Annotated in this window: 4 protein-coding genes; all 4 read left to right on the top strand. The window is 54.2% G+C overall.

The features are described 5' to 3' along the window. A partial coding sequence (livG, locus tag UC15_RS25095; RefSeq protein ID WP_112291893.1) for a high-affinity branched-chain amino acid ABC transporter ATP-binding protein LivG occupies positions 1–578 on the top strand: 578 nt, incomplete at its 5' end. 27 nt (positions 579–605) lie between these two features. Next, positions 606–1,307 carry a high-affinity branched-chain amino acid ABC transporter ATP-binding protein LivF gene (gene livF, locus UC15_RS25090; protein ID WP_112291891.1) on the top strand — a complete coding sequence of 234 codons (702 nt, stop codon included), beginning with the start codon at positions 606–608 and terminating at the stop codon, positions 1,305–1,307. 131 nt (positions 1,308–1,438) lie between these two features. Next, positions 1,439–2,626: a PLP-dependent aminotransferase family protein gene (locus UC15_RS25085; RefSeq protein ID WP_112291889.1), complete on the top strand. Its 1,188-nt coding sequence runs from the start codon at positions 1,439–1,441 to the stop codon at positions 2,624–2,626. Positions 2,627–2,846: 220 nt separating this feature from the next. After that, positions 2,847–4,160 (top strand): sn-glycerol-3-phosphate ABC transporter substrate-binding protein UgpB, encoded by a 1,314-nt coding sequence (gene ugpB, locus UC15_RS25080; RefSeq protein ID WP_112291887.1) that lies wholly within the window; start codon positions 2,847–2,849, stop codon positions 4,158–4,160. Positions 4,161–4,196: the final 36 nt, after the last annotated feature.

Raw genomic sequence — 4,196 nt, 5'->3', positions numbered from 1 at the left:
TGCGTGACCAGCATCTGGAAGGATTGCCGGGGCAGAAAATTGCCCGCATGGGCGTGGTGCGTACTTTCCAGCACGTGCGTCTGTTCCGCGAAATGACGGTGATTGAAAACCTGCTGGTCGCCCAGCATCAGCACCTGAAAAGCGGCGTACTGGCGGGGCTGTTTAAAACGCCGGGATTCCGTCGCGCCGAAGCGGATGCGCTGGATCGCGCTGCCGACTGGCTGGAACGTGTCGGATTGCTCGAACTGGCGAACCGTCAGGCTGGCAATCTGGCTTACGGTCAGCAACGCCGTCTGGAAATTGTCCGCTGCATGGTCACGCGCCCGGAAATCCTGATGCTCGATGAACCGGCTGCCGGTCTTAACCCGCGTGAAACCGAAGAGCTGAATCAGCTGATTGCCGAACTGCGTAACCAGCACAACGTGTCGGTTCTGCTGATTGAGCACGACATGAAACTGGTGATGGGCATTTCCGATCGCATCTACGTGGTGAATCAGGGCACGCCGCTGGCACAAGGCACACCGGCTGAAATTCGTAATAATCCTGACGTGATCCGCGCCTATTTAGGCGAAGGTTGATGGGCGAAGGCTAAGGGACAGAACAAGATGTTGTCATTCAATCAGGTATCCGCCCATTACGGCAAAATTCAGGCGCTGCATGAAGTCAGCCTGAGTATTAATAAAGGGGAAATCGTCACGCTGATCGGCGCGAACGGCGCGGGTAAAACCACGCTGCTCGGCAGTTTGTGTGGCGAACCGCGTGCGACGAACGGCTCGATCATTTTCGAAGGTCAGGACATCACGCAGTGGCAAACCGCCAAAATCATGCGCGGCGATATCGCGATTGTGCCGGAAGGCCGTCGCGTATTCTCACGTATGACGGTGGAAGAGAATCTGGCGATGGGCGGATTTTTTGCCACACGCGACCAGTATCATGCCCGTCTGGAGCGCGTGTTTACGCTGTTCCCGCGTCTGAAAGAGCGCCGCATTCAGCGTTCGGGCACCATGTCCGGCGGTGAGCAACAGATGCTGGCAATTGGTCGTGCGCTGATGAGCCAGCCGCGTTTGCTGCTGCTCGATGAGCCGTCGCTGGGGCTGGCACCCATCATCATCCAGCAGATTTTCGACACCATCCAGCAACTGCGCGAAGAAGGGATGACCATCTTCCTGGTCGAACAAAATGCCAATCAGGCGCTGAAACTCGCCGACCGCGGCTATGTGCTGGAAAACGGTCATGTGGTGCTGGAAGATACCGGCGCGGCCTTGCTGGCGAACGAAGCGGTGCGTGCGGCCTATCTCGGTGCATAAAGTGGCTTCACATTTTAAAAATCTGTGATAAATCTGGTAAACCGCACGGCAAGCGCTTTGCGGTTTTTATTTTGTCTATAAATTAACATCTCTTACATTCTTATAACTTTGCACATCATCAGGAACATGTCATGAACACAGAAGGTTTACTCGCCGCCCGTATGGTCAGGCTTAAAAGTTCGGCCATCCGGGAATTGCTGAAACACAGCAAAATGGAAGGCGTTATCTCACTGGCGGGTGGTATTCCTTCTTCAGCGCTTTTTGATTTCGACGGCCTGCGTGAAGCCACACAACTGGCGATCACCGAACAGCCTGAGCACGCTTTTCAGTATGGCCTGACCGAAGGCAGTTATACGCTGCGTGAGCGTATTGCTGAGCTTTGTCAGGAACGTGGCGTGGTGGCGAGCCCCGACGACATCGTGGTCACCGCAGGCTCCCAGCAGGCGCTGGATCTGGTGATGCGCGCCGTGGTGAACCCGGATGACGTGTTTGTGGTGGAACGCCCGACCTATCTGGCGGCGTTACAGACGCTGGAACTGGCCGAAGCCAAACTGCTGTCCGTCGGTTCTGACGGCGATGGCATGATTGTTGACGAGCTGGCGGAACTGCTGAAAACGCAGAAAATCAAAGGCGTGTATCTGGTGCCAACGTTTGGTAACCCGAGCGGCGTGACCCTGAGCCGCGCCCGTCGTGAGCAACTGGTGAAACTGGCAGCACAGCACGAATTCCTGATTGTAGAAGATGACCCGTATGGCGAACTGCGTTTCACCGATGAACGCCAGCCGACGCTGTTCGAGCTGTCGAAATCGCTGTTCGGTTACGCCGAAAACATCATCTACACCTCGACGTTCTCTAAAATTCTGGCACCGGGCCTGCGTCTGGGCTGGGTGATTATGCCTGACTGGCTGCTGCACAAAGTTGCCATCATCAAACAGGCCGCAGATCTGCACGCCAGCGCGCTGTCGCAGACTATCGCGGAATACTATCTCGGTTTGGGTCGTCTGCCGAAGCAGATCGAAACCATCCGTGCGGCGTATAAAAAGAAATGCCAGGTCATGGCCGAACTGCTGGAACGCGAGCTGGGCGACGTGCTGACATTTGAATACCCGAAAGGCGGCATGTTCCTGTGGGCGCGTTTCCGCGAGCCGCGTAATTGTGCTGAATGGATGAAAAAGACGCTGGAGCAGGGCGTGGTGTTTGTGCCGGGCGAATTTTTCTATGCCGATAATCCGGATCACTCGGCCTTCCGTCTTTCCTTCGCGACCGCAACCGAAGAGCAAATGCACGAAGCGGTCGCCCGTCTGAAACGCGCACTATAATCCCTCTTTTTCGTATCCCTGAGGCGCATCGTTAATCTGATGCGCCTTATTTTTTGCCATCTGTCCGTCACCTGCATTTAACGCTGCTGTAACTTCATTGTCATTTAACGGTTATTTTTCTGTCATTTAGCCGTGTCATTTTACCTGCGATTAAAAACGTTTCTTAACATCCATTATTTCTCTGCACTTGCAGCACACCAGCAGAATTCAGGAGACAGGCATGTTCATCAACCTCAAAAAAACGGTTATCGGCACCGCGCTGACGCTGGCTTTCAGCGCCAATGCTTTCGCTGTGACAGAAATTCCTTTCTGGCACTCAATGGACGGCGAGTTAGGCAAAGAAGTGAACTCGCTGGCCGACCGTTTTAACCAGACGCACCCTGATGTCAAAATCGTGCCTGTCTATAAAGGCAAATACGACGAAAGCCTGGCGGCCGGTATCGCGGCATACCGTACCGGTAATGCTCCGGCGATTTTGCAGGTTTACGAAGTGGGCACTGCGACCATGATGGCCAGCAAAGCCATCAAACCGGTTTACGAAGTGTTCAGCGATGCGGGCATTAAAGAAGACGTTTCACAGTTCGTGCCGACTGTTTCCGGTTATTACTCCGATTCCAAAGGCCGCCTGCTGTCCCAGCCATTTAACAGCTCCACGCCGGTGCTGTATTACAACAAAGACGCTTTTAAGAAAGCCGGTCTGAACCCGGATCAGCCGCCGAAAACCTGGCAGGATATGGCCGCCTACACCGAGAAACTGCGTGAAGCAGGCATGAAATGTGGTTACGCCAGCGGCTGGCAGGGCTGGATCCAGATTGAGAACTTCAGCGCCTGGCACGGTCTGCCAATCGCCACCAAAAACAACGGCTTCGATGGCACCGATGCGGTTCTGGAATTCAACAAACCAGAGCAAATCAAACACATCCAGATGCTGGAAGACATGAACAAAAAAGGTGATTTCACCTATTTTGGTCGTAAAGATGAATCCACCGCCAAGTTCTATAACGGCGATTGCGCGATGACCACCGCGTCTTCCGGTTCACTGGCCGACATCCGTCAGTATTCCAAATTCAACTACGGCGTGGGCATGATGCCTTACGATGCAGACATCAAAGGCGCACCACAAAACGCCATCATCGGCGGTGCAAGCCTGTGGGTGATGAACGGCAAAGATAAAGACACCTACAAAGGCGTTGCCGAATTCCTGCAATTCCTGACCACGCCGGAAATCGCAGCCGAATGGCATCAGAAAACCGGTTATTTGCCGGTGACGACTGCCGCGTATGAACTGACCAAAAAAGATGGCTTCTATGAGAAGAATCCGGGTTCCGACGTCGCCACCCGCCAGATGCTGAACAAGCCACCGTTACCGTTCACCAAAGGCCTGCGTCTGGGCAACATGCCGCAGATCCGTACCATCGTGGATGAAGAACTGGAAAGCGTGTGGAGCGGTAAGAAAACGGCTAAAGAAGCGTTAGACACTGCAGTACAGCGCGGGAACTTACTGTTACGTCGCTTCGAAGCTTCTACTAAGTAATCCCGTTTTGCTCCCTCCCCTGCGAAGGGGAGGGCT

Origin of the sequence: Rahnella sp. AN3-3W3, assembly GCF_003263545.1 — a bacterium.
Classification (GTDB): domain Bacteria; phylum Pseudomonadota; class Gammaproteobacteria; order Enterobacterales; family Enterobacteriaceae; genus Rahnella; species Rahnella variigena.
The sequence above is the reverse complement of the archived record's forward strand: the minus strand, read 5'-3'. Positions and strand labels throughout refer to the sequence as shown.